At 55.5% G+C, this 21463-nt stretch carries 19 protein-coding genes; 3 read left to right on the top strand and 16 right to left on the bottom strand.

Features of this window, described 5'->3' with window-relative positions; genetic code table 11:
• Positions 1-14: 14 nt before the first annotated feature.
• The 6 genes from KXG62_RS11565 to KXG62_RS11540 all read right to left on the bottom strand — a co-directional run bounded on the left by KXG62_RS11565 (position 15) and on the right by KXG62_RS11540 (position 7276).
• Positions 15-1022: a 2-oxoacid:acceptor oxidoreductase family protein gene (locus KXG62_RS11565; RefSeq protein WP_218092117.1), complete on the bottom strand. Its 1008-nt coding sequence runs from the start codon at positions 1020-1022 to the stop codon at positions 15-17.
• Positions 1023-1228: 206 nt separating this feature from the next.
• Positions 1229-1840: an HD domain-containing protein gene (locus KXG62_RS11560; RefSeq protein ID WP_218092116.1), complete on the bottom strand. Its 612-nt coding sequence runs from the start codon at positions 1838-1840 to the stop codon at positions 1229-1231.
• A 220-nt stretch (positions 1841-2060) separates the two neighbouring features.
• Entirely contained in the window at positions 2061-2822 is a 762-nt protein-coding gene (locus KXG62_RS11555; RefSeq protein ID WP_218092115.1) for a GntR family transcriptional regulator, read from the bottom strand.
• Between the two features lie 524 nt (positions 2823-3346).
• Positions 3347-4888, bottom strand: coding sequence for a sulfatase family protein (locus KXG62_RS11550; protein ID WP_218092114.1), 1542 nt, complete (start codon positions 4886-4888; stop codon positions 3347-3349).
• Positions 4889-5207: 319 nt separating this feature from the next.
• Positions 5208-5903 carry a class I SAM-dependent methyltransferase gene (locus tag KXG62_RS11545; RefSeq protein WP_218092113.1) on the bottom strand — a complete coding sequence of 232 codons (696 nt, stop codon included), beginning with the start codon at positions 5901-5903 and terminating at the stop codon, positions 5208-5210.
• A 227-nt stretch (positions 5904-6130) separates the two neighbouring features.
• Positions 6131-7276, bottom strand: a complete 1146-nt coding sequence (locus tag KXG62_RS11540) for a DUF2264 domain-containing protein (protein ID WP_218092112.1) — start codon at positions 7274-7276, stop codon at positions 6131-6133.
• Positions 7277-7458: 182 nt separating this feature from the next.
• On the opposite strand from KXG62_RS11540, the gene uraA reads away from it, so the two are divergent.
• Positions 7459-8727, top strand: coding sequence for a uracil permease (gene uraA / locus KXG62_RS11535; RefSeq protein ID WP_218092111.1), 1269 nt, complete (start codon positions 7459-7461; stop codon positions 8725-8727).
• Positions 8728-8980: 253 nt separating this feature from the next.
• On the opposite strand, the gene KXG62_RS11530 is transcribed toward uraA, so the two are convergent.
• The 3 genes from KXG62_RS11530 to KXG62_RS11520 all read right to left on the bottom strand — a co-directional run bounded on the left by KXG62_RS11530 (position 8981) and on the right by KXG62_RS11520 (position 11896).
• Positions 8981-10252, bottom strand: a complete 1272-nt coding sequence (locus KXG62_RS11530; protein ID WP_218092110.1) for an S-layer homology domain-containing protein — start codon at positions 10250-10252, stop codon at positions 8981-8983.
• A 295-nt stretch (positions 10253-10547) separates the two neighbouring features.
• The gene (locus KXG62_RS11525) at positions 10548-10943 is read right to left on the bottom strand and encodes a hypothetical protein (protein WP_218092109.1); all 396 of its coding nucleotides are present in this window, start codon (positions 10941-10943) and stop codon (positions 10548-10550) included.
• A 167-nt stretch (positions 10944-11110) separates the two neighbouring features.
• Positions 11111-11896: an SDR family oxidoreductase gene (locus KXG62_RS11520; RefSeq protein WP_218092216.1), complete on the bottom strand. Its 786-nt coding sequence runs from the start codon at positions 11894-11896 to the stop codon at positions 11111-11113.
• Between the two features lie 204 nt (positions 11897-12100).
• On the opposite strand from KXG62_RS11520, the gene udk reads away from it, so the two are divergent.
• The gene (gene udk, locus KXG62_RS11515; RefSeq protein ID WP_218092108.1) at positions 12101-12715 is read left to right on the top strand and encodes a uridine kinase; all 615 of its coding nucleotides are present in this window, start codon (positions 12101-12103) and stop codon (positions 12713-12715) included.
• A gap of 144 nt (positions 12716-12859) precedes the next feature.
• Here udk and KXG62_RS11510 read toward each other — a convergent pair whose 3' ends face one another.
• From KXG62_RS11510 to KXG62_RS11485, 6 genes are all read right to left on the bottom strand, one after another.
• Positions 12860-13660, bottom strand: coding sequence for a polysaccharide deacetylase family protein (locus KXG62_RS11510; RefSeq protein ID WP_218092107.1), 801 nt, complete (start codon positions 13658-13660; stop codon positions 12860-12862).
• A gap of 102 nt (positions 13661-13762) precedes the next feature.
• Positions 13763-15154 carry a sedoheptulokinase gene (locus tag KXG62_RS11505; RefSeq protein ID WP_218092106.1) on the bottom strand — a complete coding sequence of 464 codons (1392 nt, stop codon included), beginning with the start codon at positions 15152-15154 and terminating at the stop codon, positions 13763-13765.
• Positions 15151-16032 (bottom strand): ROK family protein, encoded by an 882-nt coding sequence (locus tag KXG62_RS11500; protein ID WP_218092105.1) that lies wholly within the window; start codon positions 16030-16032, stop codon positions 15151-15153. Before KXG62_RS11500 ends, KXG62_RS11505 begins: the two co-directional genes overlap by 4 nt.
• A 290-nt stretch (positions 16033-16322) precedes the next feature.
• A complete protein-coding gene (floT, locus tag KXG62_RS11495) occupies positions 16323-17852 on the bottom strand; it encodes a flotillin lipid rafts scaffold protein FloT (protein ID WP_218092104.1) in 1530 nt (509 codons plus the stop codon).
• A 14-nt stretch (positions 17853-17866) separates the two neighbouring features.
• Positions 17867-18391 (bottom strand): NfeD family protein, encoded by a 525-nt coding sequence (locus KXG62_RS11490; RefSeq protein WP_218092103.1) that lies wholly within the window; start codon positions 18389-18391, stop codon positions 17867-17869.
• Between the two features lie 284 nt (positions 18392-18675).
• Positions 18676-19485 (bottom strand): hypothetical protein, encoded by an 810-nt coding sequence (locus tag KXG62_RS11485; RefSeq protein WP_218092102.1) that lies wholly within the window; start codon positions 19483-19485, stop codon positions 18676-18678.
• A gap of 306 nt (positions 19486-19791) precedes the next feature.
• Between KXG62_RS11485 and KXG62_RS11480 the strand changes: the two genes are divergently transcribed.
• Positions 19792-20895, top strand: a complete 1104-nt coding sequence (locus tag KXG62_RS11480) for a citrate synthase/methylcitrate synthase (protein ID WP_218092101.1) — start codon at positions 19792-19794, stop codon at positions 20893-20895.
• A 94-nt stretch (positions 20896-20989) separates the two neighbouring features.
• Here KXG62_RS11480 and fucU read toward each other — a convergent pair whose 3' ends face one another.
• Entirely contained in the window at positions 20990-21427 is a 438-nt protein-coding gene (gene fucU / locus KXG62_RS11475; protein WP_218092100.1) for an L-fucose mutarotase, read from the bottom strand.
• Positions 21428-21463 lie beyond the last annotated feature (36 nt).

Below are 21463 nucleotides of genomic sequence, written 5' to 3'. Positions count from 1 at the left end.
GAGATTGTTTGTCCCTAATTCGACGCTAATTCAAAACGATGCGGCGTGCGGTGCTGCTCCCCGTAACCTTCCGTCTCTCTGTTGGAGGAAAGTGCTTCGGTCGGGCAAGCGACAACGCACTTCAGACAGCCCTTGCAGTACTGGTAATCGATCCCCTGCAGGAACATTTGCGGTCGACCCTTCTTGTCCGGCTGTTCATCCCATACGAAGCAAAAGTCTGGACAGGCGGTATCGCATGCAGCGCAGTGAATGCACTTTTCGTCGTCGAAATGCGGCATCATCCCGTTGCGGGAAATGCTCAAATCTTTCAAGATGCTGTTGCCCGGGTTCGTAACCATGCCGCCGATCGGCTGCGTCTCGTAGCCGTACACCGGAATATCCCAACGCTTCGGCTCCGGCATTTGTTCGCCTTCCGGAAGCGAAAACGTCTGGAACTTCACTTCGTCGTAGCCGCGCTGGAATGTGCGAAGCGCCGGTTCGACTGCTTGCGGGTACTTTTTCTCGAGCGATTTGCGGATAATGCCCTTCATATCCTCGAAATCAAGGAAGTCGCACAGACGGAACAAACCGCCGAGCATCGCCATATTTACGCGGTTTTTCTCTTCCAGCGCGATGCCGGTCGCGTCAACCACGGCGACAGTGCCGCCGATCAACTTCATCTTTTCCTTCAATTCTTCCGAGCTTTTCGCCGAATTGACCAGAACGACGCTATCCTCGTAGATACCACTTACCACGTTGATCGTTTTGGACAAGTTCTCATGAAAAACGCCCACGACGTGAGGTCTTTCCACCGGCGTGGTATCACGAATATTCGTATGAAGATCGCAAAAGCGGATATGCGCTTTCACCGGCGATCCTTTTTTCTCGGAACCATAGGAAGAAAAGCTGACACCGTTAAAACCGCTGCCTACAACACCGGCTTCCGCCAGCATTTTTCCCGCCAGGTTGGCACCCAGACCGCCGATGGATTCGAGCCGAATTTCAAAGAAGCCGAGGTCATTCGTTTTCGGTAGAACCCTCATGAGTTCAACTCCCCTCTAATGTTTGGAAGGTATATAATTCCTATGAAACAGTATAACAGTTTATATTCCACTCGCATAGAGTGTTCCGCCATGTTTTACGCTTTCAATCGCTAAGAAATACAAGAAAATGAATTTTTATGCGTTTTCATAGTTCAAAAACAATGAATCCCTCACAACATATGTAAGGGATTCGTGGAATTTTCCATTTAAAAATCGATTTCGCCGCTGGATTCCGCCTTGAACCGCTGCGCGAACATTCGGTGAAACTGCAGCTTTTTATCGAATATTTGCCGGGATAGCTCGAAATTCAGCGATTTTCGCGATTTGTCGACATAATTCTCATGTTCCTCGCTTTCCCACAAGCGAACCGCGTCGAAAACGCTCTCATCTTTATGCGCTCCATACAAAAATTTCAGCCATACTTCCTGCGAACCGAAATGATCCAGTATATCCGCATCCTGAACGACGCGCACATAGAAGGGCTGATCCTCACGCAGCCGGGCGTTGTGCAGCCTGACGATCTCCGATACGTCTTGTATTTCCCGATCAGACGCATACCCTTGCAGCAGCTGCTGCACCAGATGGGCGCCTGTGGCCGCATGCGGCTCGATTCCTTTGGTCACGTCATGAAACAAGGCGCCGGCAAATATCACATCGTCCGACGAAGCGTCTGCCGGAAATAACGCTTCTCTCAGATGAAGCGCGATTTTGGCTACACGTTCGCAGTGATAGAAAATATAGCCTTTCTCCCGCTGCAAATGCGACTTGCGTTTTCCCATCGTTTTGAACGCCAGCTCCGTCAACCGCTCCCGATCCATTCGTATCGCTCCCCGTTATCTAAATTGTTCATGTGTTATTAAGGATGTATAATTTACCATAAAATAACATGAGCGTCTACGGAGAGAATCGGTATAATTGATGGTCGGTTGTATTTTATAGAAGCAGCCCGATTGATGCGGCGGCGTTCGGCGAGAGCGGCTCGCTCCTTCTTCGCGCCGCACCTCGGAGCCGCTGCCATACGGCATATCCGCTCTTGCGTCAGCGATGAAGATGTATCGTATAGTGGAACTGGTCCGGACGGTACACAGCCTTCAAATATTCGACCGGCGTCTGCGTACTGTCAAAAATGACGCGTTCCAAATGCAGCAAGGCGCTGCCTTCCTCCACTTCCAGCAATTCGGCTTCCTCTTTCCCCGCATTGATCGCGCTAATCCATTGCTTCCCGTTGCGCAGGGAAATTCCGATGTTCGATTCGATAAATTTATAGACGATCATGGATTGTAAATCGCGCTCCTCCATCCGTTTCCCGATTTCAGGAGGGAAGAAGGATTGCTCCAGCGCAATAGGCACTTGATTCGCGTACCGAAGCCGCTTCAGCTCCCATGCCGACGTTCCCTTCAGATGTGTCCTCACGTCGAGCGAAACGTTCTGCCGCAATCCGTAAGCAAGCATCTTGGCCCCAGGCTCCATGCCGGCAGCCGAAATCGTTTCGGCGAAGCCGAGCAGCTGCCCGCTCCAATGCTCCGCCTGGTTCGTCTGCAGGAAAGTTCCACGTCCCCGCTCCCTGCGAACAATCCCTTCATCCTCCAAAATCTTGAGCGCATGCCTGATCGTGATCCGGCTTACTTTGAATCGTTCCATCAATTCCTGCTCGGTCGGCATCTTGCCGCTCTCGTCGCCGATGGTTCCCTGCATCGCTTCATTGCGGATAATTTCTTGCAGCTGGTGATAGAGAGGCAGCGGACTTCTGAAGTCTATTTCATTTGTCCCGATTGGCGGGTCCCTTGGTTGTTTATCCATTCTGTCTTCCTTCTTCATCGATTCGTTATAACGTTCTAATAATATGTTACAAAGTTGCCCGGCATTTATCAAGAGCTCCCCGCTCCCGGGTACGCCGTGCACGAATCGATTCACCCGACAGACCGCCTATTCTCCTCCCATTCCACATTGAGGCCGTAGCGTCCCGGAACTTCTGCCTTGCCTTCCGTCTTCACGGCTCGGAACGCTTCGAATACATCCCGATTGTAGGAGAGGGCGCTGAACATCATTATGTTTTTATATTGTTATATCAACTTCAGACGCCAATATTTCGCATTCTCCCTGTCACAAACGCAAAAAGAGACACCTTTATATTTGACCCGATGGGTTCAAATATATGGCGTCTCCGGAGGTCCAGTAGACATTTCATTCTTTCATATAGGCATTGTATGTAGGGCGCGAGATCCGCCTGACCGGCCGACGGATCGACCGATTGCCGAAGTTCTCTTGCACCGGTCCGTCGCATCGAAGAACTGGAACATCTCATGAAGAATGATGCTGCAGGTTCATTGTTGAAAAGGCTGGAGCTTCCCGGCATACGGCTCCTGCTCGAACCGGCAAGGCGTCTCGGTCACGCGCGGATCTTGCTGCCGGCGCAGCTCGGCCATCAATGCGGCGTTCAGTTCGCGCTTCACGTCTGTATACTGCGGCTCATCGGCCAAATTATGCATATAGTACGGATCATTCCGCAAGTCATACAGTTCTTCACGGGGTCTCTTATCAAACGCCAGATCGAAGAGCAGTTGTACCTCGCTCTCGCTTCGATGGTGAATCATCCATGCTTTGGTTGGGCTTGCATCCATATCCGCGTAAGCGATTCTTGTGTTCCATCGCAGCTCTTCATACGTCGGCGCTGCCGCATGGGGCTGGTCCAGACCTTTCGGATCGCCCATCGGCCAACGTTCCGGCTCAAAATTGATGATATACAGGTAATCTTGTGTCCGAATCGCCCGTTGAGGATACGGCAGATCTCCTTCCCGCGCCTCGTTAACATGTCGCTCCCGTCCGGTAATGACGAAAGTACGTTCACGGTCAACCTGTCCGCTCCGCTCGTCAAGCAATACCGGCAACAAGCTGCGTCCGGTCATCGATTCGGGCACCGCAACTCCGGCCGCTTCCATAAACGTAGGCGCGAGATCCATCAGATTCACAAAGTCCTCGATTACGCGGCCCGCTTGAATATGCCCCGGCCAGCGCATCGTCAGTGCGACTTCGCATCCAATATTGTACAGATTGCACTTCGCTCTCGGCATCCCCGGAATCCCGTGATCGCCGCTGACGACAACGAGCGTGTTATCCAGCTCTCCCAGCTCCTCCAGACGACGCAATATAACGCCGAGTCCGGCATCGAACGCCTGACACTCGCCAAGGTAATCGCAGAAGTCTTCCCGCACCTCAGGAACATCCGGCAAAAATCCGGGCATACGTCCCTGCAAATCATCGGGATTCAGTCCCCAGATCGCCTTGCCTGATCCCCGTTCCCATGTGCGGTGCGTATTGGTAGGGCCCCACCAATAACAAAACGGCTTTCCTTCCGGGCGGACATCGATAAAGGAGTCAAAATTATTCCGAACTTCGTCCAGCAGTTCTTGCTTGGCGGCATCTACGCCAATTTGTTCGGCACGCTCCGTTACCCTGTGGGAAAACTTACTGAATTGATTGCCGCAGGAGGAGTAAGCTGTACGCTGACCGCCATAAGGGGCGTTTTTCGTTTTGCCTGGCGCCCACACTTTATAGGTGTGTCCGATATGATAGCCAGCCTTTTCCAGCTCAAGCGGGTATGACGGTATTTGCTCGTCCCAGACGGCTCCAAGAAGGATGGCTCCTAATCCGGTCTGCCAAAAGTATCGGCCCGATAAGATGGAACTGCGGCAAGGCGTGCAGCTCGGCGCGGGTACGGATGCATTTTTGAAGAGCGCCCCTTCCCTGGCAATGCGGTCAACATGCGGCGTGCGAATCAAATGATTGATAGATTCCGGTCCTTCATGCTCCGCATAGATGCTAGCATAGCGGCCCCAATCGTCTGCGAAAGCAAATACAATATTCATACAAAATCACCGTCCTTCGGTTTCATGAAATACTGAGCGCTGCTCATGGTCTTGGTCTTACCCGATCCGCTTTCCCATCAAAAAAAGACATAGGCCGGTTCTATCCTACGTCTCCAATGGGTTGGTCGACTTCCGCGTGTAATTTAATTATTGGATCGTAGCGGCCATCGTTCACGCCAACCCTATACGGGCCATGGCAGAAAGGCAAGCGGAGCGTCTTTCGGTAAGGTTAGCTCCACCAAATCAATATTCCAACATATATAATAGGAATAGTTTGTTATAACACTATTAGCATCATATCAGCTTGCTTATAACATCGTCAATATCCAGTTGTGTCTCCGATTTTGCGGCCGACGACGCAAAAATAAGGCGGTACGGACTGCGTGGCCGCGTCTGCGCCCGGCTCATCCATGCGAATGAATGAAAATCCGGCAGCCTGAAAGTCGTTCAAGTAAGAGGACAGCGGCCGGTGGTACGCCCCCAGCGTCGAGCGAATCGTGCCGGTGCCGTGGGATTTCCAATATTGCGGCGCATATTGGAACACGCGTCTCGAGCCGTCTTCCAGCGGATAGCTGAACGGCGATTGAAAGCACGGATGCATGACGACCCAGATCATGAGGCCGCCTGCTTTCAACACCCGCCATGCGGAGGCGAACACCGCTGTATGATCCGGTACGTCCATCAGCATCAAGCTGGATACGACGGCATCGAACGAGGCGTCCGGCAGTTTGCCGAGCCGCATCGCATCGTCGCGCAGCCAGGTGACGCCGGCGGATTTCTCCTTCGCATAGCGGAGCTGCCCTTCGCTCTCGTCCACGCCGGTCACGATCGCCCCCATCGCGCTCAAGCGGCTGCTTAACTCCCCTTGTCCGCACCCGATATCGCAAATCGTCTTGCCCGCGATCGCGGCCTGCGCCTCCAGTTGATCGATAATATACCGTACCGATGTCTCCGCGACACCTCGCTTTGTCGTCAGCTCATGATATTGATCGGCAAACGCATCGTATTTCGCCATAGGAACCACGCTCCGCAACTAAATTATTTACCACTGTTGCTTCTATTATATGGTAAATATAGATGCGGAAAAATAGCTGGTTTTCATCAAAACGATCACCATTCGAGATGGATTTGCGAAAAAGACGGAAAGTGACGACCTCGGTCCGACGGCAGCATAAGTAAAAGCATGAATTTGCCCGAACCGGCGGCCGCAGCCACCATCCGGGCATTCCTCAACGTATCGCGCTATTTCAGCGCCTTATCGATCGCAAACGTTTGCCCCGACCACGCCTTCTTCTGCGTCCACTCCGCTTCGCCCTGCCAGAATGGATGCTCCGGCCCGAGACCGAGCGGCAAAAATACGGCGGCGCACAAATACAGGCTGCCGGTGGAAATATACGTCTCGCCGACTTCCGGCTGATCACCGCAAAAGCCGATGCGCAGCCATCCGTTCGCGTCGAATGTGCCCGGCGCTTCAATCATCCGCCGAATGACCGCCGTCAGCGCGCAACGCACTTGCGCCGGCTGAACGCCGTCCGGCAGCCGATCCTGCAGCGCCGTCTGCGCCAGCAGCTGGAACGCGCCGAACCGGTAGGCCAGCGAACGGCCGATAGCCGGGAACGTTCCTTCCGGCGAGATGAGCCGCTCCTGGATGGCAGCCTGGCGCGCAGCCCGCCGCAGCGTCGACTCAAGCAGCCTCTCCCAATCGGCGAACTTGGAGCCGACGGTCAGCAATACATCGACGAGCATCGGCTGGATGACGAAGCTGTTGTAATAGTCCCAGTGGAACTCCGCTCCGTCGCCGTACGTGCCGTCGCCGAGATACCATTCGCTGTGCTTTTTCACCGCGTAGTCGATGCGCATCGGGTCCCAGTCCGGCTCGCCGAGCAGATAGAGCGCCGTCTCCGTCATCGCGGCGAACAGCAGCCAGTTGTTGTAGCCCGGCTTGCGCGTCCGCGTCGCCTTGAGGCACGCGGCAAGATTGCGCTTCACGCGATCGTCGAGCTTCCCGAGCAGCTCGCGCGGGGCGCGAACAATCGCATGCGAGAGGAACGCCGCATCGACGATCGGCTGGCCGCCGTGCGAGAAGTTCATGAAATCGGGCGAGTCCGGGTCGGTGGCGGCATCGATCGCCTCCCTCGCCATGGCGGCGAATTTCTCGCGCAGCTTCTCCTCTTCCCCCGACAGGCCTTCAAGCTCAAACCACGGCGCCATTCCGCAAATAAGCCGTCCGAGCGCCTCCAAGTACGTATAATGCTCGCGGTCGTTCGTTATCGCCTGCACCGGCATCCGGACGCGCAGCTGGCGCGAATGCAGCGCTTCCAATACAGGTTCTCCAATTCGGCGCATCCAGCCAAGCCAATCGCTGCGGTCCGCAGTCCCCTGATTCATCGAGATCCTCGTCTCCCTTCATCGCTTAAACGTTTCAACTCCTTGTACCATTATAACGCGGACACCCAAAAAATAGGCATATTTTTTTAAATCTCTTGAAGCTTTTCGTGAAAAAATCTGGTAATATAGTTGAGGTTGTTTTCATCTTCTATATTGACGTTAAGGGAGTGTTACGTACGAAAGTGCAAAAAGAAATCAAAGTGGACGAGCGTCCACCGCTGCTTCAAAGCATTCCGCTCAGCCTGCAGCATCTGTTCGCGATGTTCGGATCGACGGTGCTCGTGCCGGTGCTGTTCAAGGTTGACCCGGCAACGATCTTGCTGATGAACGGCATCGGAACGCTGCTGTACCTGCTCATCTGCAAAGGGAAAATCCCTGCATTTCTCGGATCCAGCTTCGCCTTCTTGTCGCCGGTCTTCGCCGTGTTCGGCTCCGGCCAATCGTATGAAGCGGCGCTGGGCGGCTTTATCGTATCGGGTATTATTTTCATCGCGGTGGCTCTCATTATCCGCTCGGCGGGGACGGGCTGGCTCGATGTCGTCTTCCCGCCCGCAGCGATGGGGGCGATCGTTGCGGTAATCGGACTGGAGCTCGTGCCGGTGGCGGCCGAAATGGCCGGATACATCAAACCGGCGAACGCGGCGGCCGATTGGACACCGGACAAAGGCGCGATTATCATCTCGTCGGTCACCCTGCTTATTACCGTCGTTGGATCGGTCGTGTTTCGCGGCTTTTTGAAAATCATTCCGATTCTCGTCGGCATCGTCTGCGGGTATGTGCTGGCTTTCCTGCTCGGCTATGTCAAATTCGACGCCGTCGCCTCCGCCGACTGGTTCGCTCTGCCTCATTTCTACGCGCCGCAGTTTAGCCTGTCGGCCATGGCGATCATCGCTCCGGCGGCGCTCGTCGTCATCGCCGAGCATATCGGCCATCTGATCGTGACTGGCAACATCGTCGGCAAAAACTTGTCCAAGGATCCCGGGCTGGACCGCTCGCTGATGGGCAACGGCATTTCCACCGTCATCTCCGGCTTTGTCGGCTCTACGCCGAATACGACGTATGGCGAAAATATCGGCGTCATGGCGATCTCTCGCGTATACTCCGTATGGGTCATTGGCGGGGCAGCGGTTATCGCCGTCGTGCTCTCCTTCTTCGGGAAGCTTGCCGCGCTCATCACGACGATTCCCGGGCCGGTCATGGGCGGCGTATCGCTGCTGCTGTTCGGCATCATCGCGGCGTCGGGCGTGCGAATGCTCGTCGAGACGAAGGTTGATTATTCCAAGGCGTCCAATCTGATCTTGACCTGCGTCGTACTCGTCATCGGCATCAGCGGCGCAGCCGTAACGATCGGCAGCTTCTCGCTGAAAGGCATGGCGCTGGCGACGATCGTCGCCATCATCCTCAGCCTGTTCTTCAAGCTGCTCGAAACGCGCGGCCTGACGAACGAATAACGTGCGTGCCGCGATGGCATGCAGCGTCGCATAAAAAAAGATTCAGCCGCCCATTCGGGCGCTGAATCTTTTTTGCGTCTAGCGGATATACGCGCATATCATCGTTACAGCGCAGGCAACAAGGGAGCCTCTGCGAAAGGTCAAGGCTGACGGTCTTTGCCGTACGTCCCCGCTTCGCTTGCCGCGGATGCGATTAGACATGTTTCGCTGCGTTATAACCGCTTGGCCGCCGATTTCTGCATTCTTTTACCCGCTATATCTTTTCCAAGATCGAATACACGATCGTCTTCGTATCTGCGTCGATATGCAGCTCCACCGCGTATTTGCCGATTGTAAACGTCTGGTTCTCGACGGTATCGCCCGCTTCCACCCTCCGGTATACATCGGCGAACAGCTCCTTGAACTTCAACGCTTCATGCGCGAATAAATAGTTCGCATACGCATCTATCGATTCCTGATTGCGCGCGAGCACACCGCTCTGCACATGAACGGTGACACCGTACGTGCGGTATTCCGGCTCGATCCACAGCGACGCTTCTTCCCAACTGCCGCTCGTCAGCGCCGTGCGGTTCACGTCTTTCGCTTTCGTCTCGGCATCCTTGTACAGCTTCGCCGTCGTCTCGACGAGATCGTAGTTCGTACCCCGCAGCTTGGCCGCTTCGCCGAGCACCTTGTACGCCTCGGCCATCTTGGCCGTCGGGAACACGACTTTTTTGTAATGGCCGTCCTTCGTCGGCACGATGACCTCAAGACCCGGCGGCACGGCCGCAAGCGAAGTCGCCACGCGCTTCGATTTGTTGGTAATCCGGTCCAGAATCGTCAGCGACTCGGCACGCGTCACCTGCTGTCCTGCGCCGAAATAGCCGTTCGGATAGCCCTCCATAATACCTTTGCCGTACGCTTCAGCTACAAACCGCTTCTCCCGTTCCTTCAAGCTCAGGAAATCGCCCAACGTGCTGGCGCTCTTCAGGCTGAGCGTCTCATCTTCCGTATATTCCGTTTCCTTCACGGTATAATAGATGATTTCTGCGACCTGCTCGCGCTTCAAATTCGCTTTGAAATCGGCGAACTGGCTTTTATTGATGAAATGCAGGTCGTTCGCCAGATCAATGAACGGCTTCGCCCAATAGCCGAGCAGGCTCGGCCGGAAATTAAAATCGCGGTAATCCTGCTCCAGAATGCCGCGGCTCGCGGCGCTCAGTGATTGCATGAACTCTTTCTTCCACGCGTGTTCGCCGTTGGGGTATACGTTCGTATACGATAATAGAAGCATCTTCACGAATTGATCCGCTGTAACCGGATCATCCGGCCGAAATGTGCCGTCCGGGAAGCCGTCGAGTATCCCCTGCTCGACCAGACGGTTGACGGTCGCTTCCGCCCAATGCCCCTTGATATCGGAAAATCGTTGCTGTTCCTGTGCATAAGCCTGCGTAACGTTCGAAATACAGAACGTCAGCAGACATACAAACAGGATCCGCGCGACGGACGCTGCGCGGAATCGTTTCGTTGTACTGATCCAGACCATAGTTCAACCTCGCTTGTGCCATGTCGATTAACCGCTTTTTTTGTCGTGTGCAAGCAGCCATTTTTAAGCATAAACGGTTTCTCCGGGCTTGAACATTGCCCTTGAAGCCTATTATCGTTCGCATGCGGCAGCAGGGAAATTAGGGAAATAGTCGGTGGTCGGATGTGAAAATAGTAACAATTTCGCTTGCGCCAGAACCCAAACTTGCGCCGTCAGCCGTGCAGACATACGCAAAAAGCCCTGCAGCGTCGCATGGACCAGTGCAGGGCGATGTAAACTATAGGCGTGGGAATGTTCAAGTAAAAGCGTTCAGCCCGCCATATTTGGATATGGCCAGCAGCAAATCTTTTTTGATCGGCAGTATGAATTGCGCTTTCTCCAGCCGAAAAATCCCGCTTCGGTTGTGCAGCTCCGACTTGCTGACGTAGATCCGGTAATGTAGCATGCCGGCGTGCAGATTAACCATCTCGCTGCCCGCTTCCCTGCGGTTGTTGAAGCTGATCGAACGCGAGGCGGCCGGCTGTTCAAACGGGGTAATGCTGATAATGTCTTCCAGCTTGATATAATAGTTGGCGTGCGGCTTTTGAAACACCATTTCCCTGGTCGATACCGTCAAGCCGAAATCCCTTTTTTTGTGGGAAATCTTCAAATCTCCTTCGAGGCCTTTGATCGTGATGAAATTTTCGTTCATCGTTCCCTCCTCCTCTTCTGGAGCTTACACAAACAGACGTTTGCCGTAAGCCCGGACGTTCGGAATCGCGCGGCGCAAAGACATAGGAACAGCATACCATAAATCATGTCCCACCCGCTATAAACGATTTCCATCACCGGAGGAAGGAACGTATGAACGTGTCTATATTAGATCAGCGATTCCGCCCCGTCGATGAACAGCTCCGTGCCCGTGATATGGCTGGAAGCGTCGGATGCGAGAAACGCCACGAGATCGGCCACCTGCTCCGGCTGACCCGGCGCATGCTCGAGCGGCTGACTGCCTTCCGGGTATTTGACCGGAATTTTAATTTTATCAAGCTCCGGCGTCGGGTGCGTATTCTCGCCGATGTTCGTCTTGATCGAACCCGGGCAAATGACGTTCACGCGAATCTTGTATCTGGCCAGCTCCAGCGCCGCCATCTTCGCAAAGGCGACTTGCCCGGCCTTCGACGTGCTGTAAGCGGACATGCCGAAATTGGAAAAGACGCGGCTGCCGTTAATGGAGCTCGTAATCACGATACTGCCGCCGTTTTGCTTCATATGCGGGATCGCGTGCTTGACGCAAAGAAACGTGCCCTTCAGGTTGACGAACAGCGTATGGTCCCAATCTTCCGGCTTCATATCCTCGATCGGCGACAGCACGCCGTTGATCCCCGCATTCGCGAATACCGCATCGATCTGTCCCCACTGCTGCGCCGCGGCGTCGAATGCCTGCTGTACGCGGTTCGGGTCCGATACGTCGACGTCGGCTGTCATCACCTCGGCGTTCATGCCCTCGAGCTGCTGCTTCACCTGCTCTCTGCGCTCGTTCTTCAAATCGACGAGGCATACCTTCATCCCTTGCTGCGCTAGCGCCACAGCGGTAGCGTGGCCGATGCCGGATGCGGCGCCGGTAACGACAGCTACTTTATCCTTCAGCTCCGGGAGCAGCATCCGGGGCTTTTGCAGCGTTTGAACGGTCACGATATCAACTCTCCTTGCTCCAGGTGGAATAAGTTTCGAATACGAGCTTATTTTGCCTGAGCGTCGGGAAGATTATGTGAACGCGGGGCGTGTCCGCTCGTGTTGCGCCTTCATTTATGCTACAATACGATAATTGATGAGAGATACTTACAAGCGGGAGGCTTCATTTCAGTTATGTTGATTATCGGCATTGCAGGCGGTACAGGCTCGGGCAAAACGACGGTGGCACGCTCCGTGATCGACCGCCTCGGGAGCAACAAAGTCACGTTCATATCCCAGGACAATTATTATAAAGATCATTCGCATCTTTCCATTACGGAGAGGGAAACGATCAATTACGACCACCCGTTTGCTTTCGATAACGCACTGCTCCTAGAAAATTTAAAACAGCTGAAGCAAGGGCTTACGGCACAGGCGCCGGTATACGATTTCGCGAATCATGCCCGCCAGGCAGACCGCACGATCGAGCTGGAGCCGAACAAAATCGTCATCATCGAAGGGCTCCACGTCTTGTCGGACGAGCAGCTGCGCGACATTCTCGATATCAAAGTATTCGTAGATACGGACCCGGACGTTCGCATACTCCGCCGCGTACTGCGCGATATTCACGAGCGCGGCCGGTCGATCCAATCCGTCTACGATCAATATTTATCGACGGTCAAGCCGATGCATGAAGCGTTCATCGAGCCCTCCAAAAAATACGCCGACCTGATCATCCCCGAAGGCGGGCATAACGAAGTCGGCATCCAGCTGCTCTCCATTTTGACCGAAAAATATTTATTGGCTTGAGCCGTCCGGCGGGGAAGCCGGCACGAAAACGTTCAAGCAAAAAAGCTTTTCGCACCGATGATCCGCATCGTGGCGAAAAGCTTTTTTTGTGACTAGCGGCCCTGTATCTATAGCCATGTTTGCTTCGAATCAATCTTGCGCTATTTACGTTAACGTCACTTTGGCGCCGCCCGGAACTTCAACGATGCGGCTGTCGACCTGCAGCCACACCGTTTGAACCGAAGGGTTGTAGACGAAGCTCGACGCCGCGGAAAACTGCAGATTGCGAAACGCTTTCATATAATCGACGATCTCGATATTCGTCGCGTACCATAGATCGTCCCGTCCTCCGATATATTCGCAGAACGATTCGATCACATCCCAGTTGTTGTCGTTATCGAACTCGTAGCTGTGTCCCCAAACATACATCATGTACAAATATTGACGTTTATTCAAGTTGACGAATTGTTCCGCCAATTTCATCAGGTCGCGCTTATGATGGCAGGTCGGTTTCCACTCGAACCAGTCATCCGGCATCGAGAAGCTTCCTGTCGTCTCGACGACGCGGGAATATTCGAACCCGAGGAACGGCAGCAGCTCTTTAATGTAACGGTTGAACGATCCATTCGGATAAGATAACCCTCTTACGGTGTACGGCACGATGCTTTCGAGCTGCTTGCGATCCTGGAAAAGCTCCTCCACCAGCTGCTCCTTCGGGCTTCTGGCGATCGTCGGGTGCGTGACCGTATGCGCGGCGACTTCATGCCCCTGGTAGAGCGATGCCGTTTCGTCCGCGGACAACCTGTCCCCCTGGCCCAGCAGCCCGGAATTGATATGGAACGTCCCCTTGATCCCATGCTTGTTGAAAATTTCCACAAGCCGCTTGTCCGCGGCTCTTCCGTCATCGTAGCTTAACGTCAGCACTTTATGCTTTCCTCCCGGGAAAGCGACGATTACTTTCGGCAATGTCAACACCTCATCGAATTCGTTTTTTTGGCCATACGAGAGAGCATACGATATGATGACCAGTATGGGCGCAGCTCAAGACCGTCTCGACACTCCGGCACGCTAACGCTCGTCGTATGCAGGAAGCATGCCGCCGACCGTCCGATGGTCGCTCGCCAGTCCCGCGCCGACCGCCGCATGGAGCGCGGCTCCGACGGCCGCCTCTTCCTCCACCGCAGACAGCTGAAGCTTCATTCCGAACCGGGCTTCACACACGGCTCTAAGCCGGCTGTTGCTGCGTATGCCGTTGCCAGACCCGACCAAAGCGCCGATTCGCCCCATGATTGGATCTGGAAGCTGGCGGAAGAAGCCGTGCAGTTCATTCGCCATCCCTTCAATAAATCCGGCGATCAAATGCTGCGGTGTCCAATTCGACGGACCGATTCCTTCGATCGATCCGAGTTGTCCGGCTTCTTCGCGTGTTCCGTAAAATTGGGTATGTACGACAAGCTTGTCCTCTTCTTCGATGACAGACTGATTGGCGAGACGTTCCATCGCGGCATACAGCTCCCCATCCGCCTGTCCGGGACTCGCGAATGCATCGATCACGGCACGGAAAAAGCGCTCCAGCATGGCGTACGCTTTGCCTCCAGCGAGCGATGCCCCGACGAGCAAGTACCCGCCTCCCGGAAACGGCCGCGTGTCCAGTCCTCGCACCGCCGCGAATTGCTCCGAGTATACGGACAACTGGCCGCCTGTGCCGATGTTTAACAGGACCGAGCCGGGCAACTGCCTCACCGAACCGAGAATGCTCGCCTGATTGTCGCCGATCGCCGGGAATACCGGCGTGCGGCCTTGATAGTCTCCCGCCTTCGATATGGAACGTTGCACCCGCGGTATCCAGCCGGTATCGATCCCGGCCGCTAGCAGCGCCTTGGCGTCGAACCTCCCCCGCTCCACGTCGAAGAAGCCGAGGCTTGCCGCATTGGTAACATCCATCGCAGGCATACGCTCCGATGTCAGCCGCATGACCACATAATCGGCGATCGTACAGAAGGCGACAGCCTCGCGCGGCATTTCGCCTTGTTCAAGCAATGCCGCATGCGTCACGAATCCGTATCCGGTCGAGACGGGATACCCGGTTACCGCGGACAACCGCACGGCGAACGGAACGCCGTCCGCGTCGGGCGTCAGGCCGCGCCGGTCCTGCCATGTATACAACGGGCTTACCGCCTGACCGTCCTGCCCGGTATATACGATGCCGTGCATTTGACCGGCAATCCCGATGCCCGCCGCATCGGGATACAAGGCGAGCAACTGCTGCAGCAGGCGTTCCACGATCTGCATGATCCGTTCCGGATCCTGCTCCGCTCCCGCGGTCCCGGGTAAGGCGCTGTCGTTCGGATGACGGATCGTATGCGCAACCCGTCCTTCCGGCAGATTTAATGCGACGCCGCAAATGGACGTTGTGCCGATATCCAATCCGATCACAATCATAAGCCCTGCCAACTTCATGCACGGCCCAGCGCCTGCTTCGCCAGCAGCAGGGCCCCCGTCAGACCGGCGTTATCGCCGAGTCCCGGCGGAACAATATAGCTGTCGATCTCTTCCTGCACCCGGGCATGAGCGACGTAGCCGTTCAGCAGCTCGCCGAGACGGCGCCGGATCATCGGGAACAGATGCGATTGCTTGCTGACGCCGCCGCCGATAATGATCTTTTGCGGCATCGTGATCAGGATGAAGTTCATGCAGGCTTGCGCCAAATAATCGGCTTGAATCGCCCAAGCCGGATGATCCTGCGGCAGCTCGGCCGCCTTCACGCCCCATCTGCGTTCCACCGCCGGTCCTGCAGCCAAGCCTTCCAGGCAATCGCCATGATAAGGGCAATTCCCCGCGTAGCTGTCCTCCGGATGGCGGCGAACCAGAATATGTCCCATCTCCGGATGCGTAAATCCGTTGACGATGCGCCCGTTTGCGACAAGCCCCGCTCCGATGCCGGTGCCTACTGTGATGTACAAGCAGCCTCCGAGCTCGCGAGCCGCGCCAAGCGCCGCCTCGCCCAATGCCGCCGCATTGACGTCCAGATCGAAGCCGATCGGCACGTCGAACTGCCGCTGCAATGCGCCAAGCACGTTAACGTTTCCCCAGTGAGGCTTCGGCGTGCTTGTAATATACCCGTACGTCGGGCTGTCCGGGATCGGATCGATCGGACCGAATGACCCGACGCCAAGCGCATCGATCGCCTTGTCCGCAAAATAGCGGCATACTTCCGCCATCGTTTCTTCAGGCAGGGTGGTCGGAAATGAAACGCGGTCGATAATTTGTCCGTCCGCCGTCCCGATGCCGCACACGAATTTCGTGCCGCCCCCTTCAATCGCGCCCAAATACCCCATACTTTTGGTCACTCCATTCATACAACATTAACCGGGATCGATTTGCCCTACCCGAAAATTTTACTTTCCTACAACTTATTCCATACCGGCTTCCCGTTTCCTGCAAATTCTTCACCGTTTTTAGAGGCAGGGGGCGATAAAAAAACAGGAGGCAGCCGACTTGGCTACCCCCTGCATATCCGACGTCCCTGCACAATTCCAACACGCGCCAATCCCAGGCGCGCGTTGCGGCGCTGCGCGGCGGTCGGTCGAACCCCACATCGAAGCTGCGCCGTGCATCCGTTAGCTTCCTATTCTTGATTCGAGGCCGATGGGCTCGAATCAGCGACAGCCGCTTTCTCGACCGGCGCCGATGCAGCTCCTGTGGCCGTACGCTGCGTCAAGCCTTTGACCAGCTTCTCGAGGTCGATGCCGCTGACGCTCTTCAGCATTTCCGGCGCAGTGGCCATCAGCGACGTGACATAATTGCTGACGCGCGCAGCGCCTTCGCCATGGCCGGTATCGACAACCGTCAGCTTGTCGATCGACTTGATCGGCTCCGCAACTTTGCCTGCCAGCTCCGGCAGCATCTTGACGATAATGTCGAGTACCGCTGCCTCGCCAAACTTCTCGAATGCTTCGGCCAGCTTCTGCTTCGCCTCCGCTTCCGCCAAACCGCGCAGCCGGATAACCTCGGCCTCGGCGCTACCTTTGGCGCGCTCGGCGTCGGCAACCGCCAGACCCTCGAGCCGCTTCTGCTCTGCCATCGCCTTCGCTTCCGCTTCGATGCGATACTGCATCGCGTCCGCCTGCGTGATCTGCTTCGCCTTCTCCGCTTCCGCCGCTTGAACAACCGCGTACCGGTCGGCGTCGGCTTTCTTCTTCACTTCGGCGTCATACTGTTTCTCGCGGCGAAGAATTTCTTTCGCTTCGAGGTCGATCTCACGCTCTTTGCGCACCAATTCGACGCGCATTTGCTCCTCGACCACGCTCTGCTTCGCGCGCGCTTCCTGGATGTGGTACGCCTGGTCGGCTTCTGCACGCGCCGTATCCTGATCCTTCTTAAACGATGCGACCTTCAATTCCTTTTCTTTTGCGGCCTCCGCGATGTTCGTATCGCGCAGCAGCTCGGCTTTTTGGCCTTCTTCCTCGGCATGCGCCTTCTGAATCCGGGAGTCCCGCAAAGCCTGGGCTTCCGCGATTTCGGCGTCGCGCTTGACCGCAGCGATTCTTGGCTTGCCGAGCGCATCCAAATAACCATGCTTATCCCGCAAATCCTTGATCGTGAAGGATACGATTTGCAATCCCATTTTTTTCAAGTCTTTGGCTGCGACGCCCTGCACTTCCTGCGCAAATTTATCTCGATTCCGGTACACTTCCTCCACCGTCATCGAGCCGAGGATCGCGCGCAAATGCCCTTCGAGCACTTCCTGCGCTTCGCCTTTCAGCGCTTCGGTCGGCTTGCCCATGAACTGCTCGGCGGCCGTTGCCACATCTTCGACCGAACCGCCAATCTTTATAATCGCCACACCGTCCGCCATTACGGGCACGCCTTGCTCGGTATACACTTCGGGCGTCGACACGTCGAGTTTATGCGACAGCAGCGATAGAAATTCGGCCCGCTGGAAGATCGGCAGAATGAACGAACCGCCGCCGCGGACAATTTTAATTTTGCGCCCTGTATCGTCCGTCAACACGTTCTTGCTGCCGAGGAACGATCCCGTTACGATCATTGCTTCGTCCGGACTTACCGTTTTGTACCGGGCCCAGAAAGCCAGACCGAGGATCACGATCACCCCGATGATAATGCCGGGTACTACCATTGCATCGCTAAAATTCATTCACATCCACTCCTTCACAATTCGTTAGAATCCAAACCGGAGACGAAGAGCGTGCCATCCTTCACTTCCACCGTCACGACTTGCCTCCCGGCTTCGATCGGCGTGCCGTCAAAGCTTTCGGCAATTTGGTTCGTTACACCGCCGCCGATACGCACGAGCACTTCACCGCATCCGCTCGCCGGGATCGGCACCGTCACTTCACCGACGCGTCCCACCAAATCGTGGATGGAAAACGCGACGGAATTTTCGCTGTTCTTCATGGGCTTGACGTACAGAAAAAATATGAGAACAGCCGAGGAAACGGCGGCTAGCAAGGAAAGCATCAATACGAGAGCCGGGCCAAGCACCGTATATTTGGTCAGCAGAACGCCAATGCCACCCAATAACGTGATTGCGCTGAACAACACCATCGGTTGGAGCCAGTGAAGCGTGTCGGCGGACAAAAAATCAAACATTCCGTCCAGCAAATCGCCGAACAGCACCGTTACCAGCGCAAACAGCGCACCGGTGATCAAAAACCCCCAATACAGCTCAAGCATGTGCTCCCCTCCTGACGACCCAAAAATGTAGGCTCACTAGTTAATACGATAAAATTGGGAATAAGTTGCACCTTTTCATTGGAAAACATTCCCTCCGCCAACAAGCCTTCCGCTCATCCGCTGCACACACACGTTCTCTCGGTGGCCTTCCCCCTCCAATGAATGACGAAACAGGCCAGCCGGAACATTCGGCTGGCCTTATCTCTGCAAAATGCGCCTGCTAACTCCAGGCAGCTTTTCCTTCTATACGCTTGACTTCGCGTTTCCTCCGCATGGCCTTCGGCCTACCGTTCCTTCAGCGCCATCATTTGATACACCGCGCGCGTATCGCCGTGCAGCGCCACTTGCCCGTTACGCATTTGGGAGGAGCCGTCCCCGTCCAAAAAAATGCCGTCCACCAGCCGGTTCGGCGCTACCGTCTCTTTTACCGCCGTACGGAACTGCTCCACCGTGCATGGCTTGTCCGATACGATCAAGTACAGGTTCTGCTCGTCGTCGTATACGGCTCCCGAGCGAAGCCGCGGCGCATCGAACGCCGGCATGTCCTCATCCAGCGCCTGTCCCACCCATTGATCGTCCGCCCGCAGCGACATGCTGACGCCGCCTTGCGCCCAGTATCGTCCCCGATCCGTCACCTGAAGCTCCTGCGCCTCCTGCACCACCTGTACCGAGAACGACCGCGCGTTCTCATCCCAGATCAGCGTCCCTTTCGGATAATCGATGTTGTACCAGCCCGAGCCGTAGTCATATGCTTCGCCTTTCAGCGGCTTGTCGTTGATGACGGCGACGCTGAGCAAATCGCCATTCCAGAAGAAGCCGCCGTTCATGCCGAAGTCCGGCGTCTGCGTCACGTTCGTCGTAATATGCTTCAGCACGATATTGTCCGGCCGGGTGCTCATCAGATGCAGCTTAACCCCGTTCGAAGCCGTTCGCACCTTGTAATCGTAGTGTGAGCGCACCGGAGGCGCTTGCGGCGCAGTCCAGTGCATTGCCGCGATGACGGCGATGAAATTGCCGAGCATGAATCCGGCCAGCAGCAGCGAAAGACGGCTTAAGTCGACGGACGATAGACGAGTGCGGATAACGGCAAGCATCGAATCGGACCCCATTTCCATAATCAATTCATTACGGTTTCATAGTCTTGCATCCTATTCTATGATCCCGCTCGTATCGAATATGCCAGCGCCCGGCTTTCCATTTCCTTCCTCGTACCTCTCATCATACGATAACCGTGTTCTACTTCCTACTTCTTTTTACGGTCGGCGGCTTGCGATTTTTCAGAGAAAAAAGTGTGAATAAATATTTTTAATCGCAAAAATAAAATATATAAATTATACTTAACACGCACTTTGACGTATGCTAATCATAGCTATTGACAATCCATGAATGAGGTGAACCTTATGGCAAAAGTAACCGGTCTGGAAGGCGTCGTTGCCGCCGAAACGGACATCAGTCTTGTAGATGGAGAAAAAGGGCATTTGATTTATAGAGGCTATTGGGCGAAAGATTTGGCGCTTACCTGTACATTCGAGCAAGCGGCATACTTGTTATGGCACGGCTCGCTGCCGGATGAAGAGACATTAGCGAAGTTTACGGCGCAGTTGAAGACGTATCGCGCCATGCCCGAACATATCAAGCGTATTATGGATGCGCTTCCCCAAGACATGCCGCTCATGAGCATGATGCAGACCGCCATATCCGCGATGTCGACAGGGGCGTTCGCATGGCCGCCGACGGAAGCACAGGCGATGCAGCTGACTGCGGTACTGCCGACGATCGCCGCTTACGGTTACCGGAAGCAAAACAGACTCCCCTGGCACGAGCCGCTCGATCACCTGGACCACACGTCCAACTATTTGTATATGCTGTCCGGGAAGCTGCCGGAAGCGCCGCATGCCAAGGCGTTGAACGCCTACTTGATCCTCGGTATGGAGCATGGCATGAACGCATCGACATTCTCCGGACGGGCCGTTTCCTCCACGCAGTCCGACATGGCCTCGGCCGTCAGCGCTGCCATCGGCGCGATGAAGGGGCCGCTGCACGGCGGCGCGCCGTCCGAGGTCATCGCGATGCTCGACGAGATCGGGTCCAAGTCGAATGCCGAACCGTGGATTCGCGATGTGCTGTCCCGCGGCGGCAGGCTGATGGGCTTCGGGCACCGCGTGTACAAGACGAAAGATCCGCGCGCCGAAGCGCTGCGTCTGGTGACGGAGCGGCTCACCGCCGACGATCCGTGGTTCGATCTGGCCATTCACGTCGAGCAGACGGCGATTCGCCTGCTGGAGGAATACAAGCCAGGCCGGCGTCTGTATACGAACGTCGAATTTTTTGCCGCTTCCATCATGCGGGCGATCGCACTGCCGACGCCGCTCTTTACGCCTACGTTTACGGTCGCGCGCGTGGTCGGCTGGACGGCGCACCTGCTCGAGCAAGCTTCGGTGAACCGCATCTTCCGTCCGCAATCCGTATATACAGGCCCGATGCCGCAAGAGACGAACACCTAAGTATGGCGTAGACATATTCCCCTGCCGCGGCTTCGTCCAACGGCCCAAAAGCAAAGAACCGGCGCATGAACGTGAATGCGCCGGTTCTTTGCTTTTATTGATGCTGTCGGACTACGCCCTTCTTCAAGATGATGTTCGCATATTGCGCGCGCTCCCCGGTCGCAACAACGGCATACGCCTTCTTCGTCCGCTCGTAGAACGCGAACCGTTCCTCGAATGCAATGGCATGCGCTTGCTCTTCATGCTTCTGAATCAGCTGCTTATACACATCCCATATGACGGGAGTGACCGGATCGCCGGGAACAACCTGCATCAGCGCAGCCGCATGGTCCGCATAGGAATCAAGCGGGAAAAAGGCGAGTATCGCATCGAGCATCTCCGGTATACCGTGGCCGTCGGCACGTATGAGCCGGGTGGCGTGGCTTGCCGCAGGAAAATTGCAGTCCGCGAGGACGATCTCGTCGCCGTGGCCCATTTCTATCAATACTTTAAACAGCTCGGGCGAAAGAATCGTAGGAATTCCTTTCAACATCGTGTACAACCTCCGCAAAATATAAATAAAGGCCGA

Origin of the sequence: Paenibacillus solanacearum (genome assembly GCF_910593845.1) — a bacterium.
In the GTDB taxonomy this organism is placed as follows: Bacteria; Bacillota; Bacilli; order Paenibacillales; family NBRC-103111; genus Paenibacillus_G; species Paenibacillus_G solanacearum.
This window is presented reverse-complemented; position numbering and strand designations above follow the sequence as displayed.

Coding starts and splice junctions, on each gene's coding strand:
- KXG62_RS11485 (WP_218092102.1), bottom strand. CDS start 19,485: ATGCTTGCCGTTATCCGCACTCGTCTATCGTCCGTCGACTTAAGCCGT.
- KXG62_RS11530 (WP_218092110.1), bottom strand. CDS start 10,252: ATGGTCTGGATCAGTACAACGAAACGATTCCGCGCAGCGTCCGTCGCG.
- KXG62_RS11565 (WP_218092117.1), bottom strand. CDS start 1,022: ATGAGGGTTCTACCGAAAACGAATGACCTCGGCTTCTTTGAAATTCGG.
- udk (WP_218092108.1), top strand. CDS start 12,101: ATGTTGATTATCGGCATTGCAGGCGGTACAGGCTCGGGCAAAACGACG.
- KXG62_RS11520 (WP_218092216.1), bottom strand. CDS start 11,896: ATGCTGCTCCCGGAGCTGAAGGATAAAGTAGCTGTCGTTACCGGCGCC.
- KXG62_RS11555 (WP_218092115.1), bottom strand. CDS start 2,822: ATGGATAAACAACCAAGGGACCCGCCAATCGGGACAAATGAAATAGAC.
- KXG62_RS11560 (WP_218092116.1), bottom strand. CDS start 1,840: ATGGATCGGGAGCGGTTGACGGAGCTGGCGTTCAAAACGATGGGAAAA.
- KXG62_RS11540 (WP_218092112.1), bottom strand. CDS start 7,276: ATGAATCAGGGGACTGCGGACCGCAGCGATTGGCTTGGCTGGATGCGC.
- KXG62_RS11480 (WP_218092101.1), top strand. CDS start 19,792: ATGGCAAAAGTAACCGGTCTGGAAGGCGTCGTTGCCGCCGAAACGGAC.
- KXG62_RS11525 (WP_218092109.1), bottom strand. CDS start 10,943: ATGAACGAAAATTTCATCACGATCAAAGGCCTCGAAGGAGATTTGAAG.
- KXG62_RS11490 (WP_218092103.1), bottom strand. CDS start 18,391: ATGCTTGAGCTGTATTGGGGGTTTTTGATCACCGGTGCGCTGTTTGCG.
- KXG62_RS11505 (WP_218092106.1), bottom strand. CDS start 15,154: ATGAAGTTGGCAGGGCTTATGATTGTGATCGGATTGGATATCGGCACA.
- KXG62_RS11545 (WP_218092113.1), bottom strand. CDS start 5,903: ATGGCGAAATACGATGCGTTTGCCGATCAATATCATGAGCTGACGACA.
- KXG62_RS11550 (WP_218092114.1), bottom strand. CDS start 4,888: ATGAATATTGTATTTGCTTTCGCAGACGATTGGGGCCGCTATGCTAGC.
- fucU (WP_218092100.1), bottom strand. CDS start 21,427: ATGTTGAAAGGAATTCCTACGATTCTTTCGCCCGAGCTGTTTAAAGTA.
- KXG62_RS11500 (WP_218092105.1), bottom strand. CDS start 16,032: ATGGGGTATTTGGGCGCGATTGAAGGGGGCGGCACGAAATTCGTGTGC.
- floT (WP_218092104.1), bottom strand. CDS start 17,852: ATGAATTTTAGCGATGCAATGGTAGTACCCGGCATTATCATCGGGGTG.